General features: G+C 43.1%; 2 protein-coding genes and 1 pseudogene. 2 read left to right on the plus strand and 1 reads right to left on the minus strand.

Annotated features, from left to right (window positions below):
• Positions 1–194 (plus strand): annotated as a pseudogene (locus tag L1D55_RS27425) (IS5/IS1182 family transposase); the annotation flags it as partial.
• Positions 195–280: 86 nt separating this feature from the next.
• A complete protein-coding gene (locus L1D55_RS27430) occupies positions 281–553 on the plus strand; it encodes a hypothetical protein (RefSeq protein WP_239919513.1) in 273 nt (90 codons plus the stop codon).
• On the opposite strand, the gene L1D55_RS27435 is transcribed toward L1D55_RS27430, so the two are convergent.
• On the minus strand, positions 550–830 hold a 281-nt coding region (locus L1D55_RS27435; RefSeq protein WP_239919514.1), incomplete at its 5' end, for an IS3 family transposase. The genes L1D55_RS27430 and L1D55_RS27435 overlap by 4 nt on opposite strands.

Raw genomic sequence — 830 nt, forward strand, 5'->3', positions numbered from 1 at the left:
AGTATTGGAAAGAGCGGTATGGATACCACAAGCGTTCACTCTCAGAAACAGCGATGTATCGAGTTAAACAGTTGCTAGGAGGGAAACTGAGCTTAAGAAATTACAATGCCCAGGTGGGTGAAACTTACGCGATGATAAAAGCGTTGAACAAGCTTACTAGGTTAGGTATGCCTAAAACCTGTCGTATTGACTAAGAAATACGCGAAACGGGTTGGCTCTATATCTAAATTTAATTACGCAACAAAGCCTAACGGCCTTCTATGTAGATAACGTTTTGCTCGTGCTACATAAAAGTGGAGAACTGTACCTCAGAGGTACATCGGCACAAGAAGGCTACTTTATTAACAAGGGCTACCCCAAGGTGAATGCGAGCACACTAGGAGTAAGTCAGAATGCGGATTACTACAAGCTACCAGCAAACCCTTGGAGCAAGTATTCTTTGACTCTATGCGAAGCAGAAGTCGCACTAGACCAAATAAAGAGATCACGTAGCAGTTATCTTTCTGCTCCCGAAAGGCTTGATCTGCTCCAGCCAGACTGGACACTTCATTAAGCGACATTTTGTTGTTCAAAGTTAACTRGGCTTAGATACCCAAGAGCACTGTGCCTTCTCGTTCGATTATAATCAACCTCTATGTACTCGAAGATCGTTTGGCGCATCTGCTCTCTCGTCATAATCGGCTCATATTGGATCGCTTCCACTTTCATAGAATGGAAGAAACTCTCAACACAAGCATTGTCCCAGCAGTTTCCTTTCCTACTCATACTTTGCTTGAGATTATAAGCAGTTATGAGATCTCGATAATCCTTTGAGCAGTACTGACTACCTC

It is taken from the genome of Vibrio sp. Isolate22 (assembly GCF_022398115.1).
Lineage (GTDB): Bacteria > Pseudomonadota > Gammaproteobacteria > Enterobacterales > Vibrionaceae > Vibrio.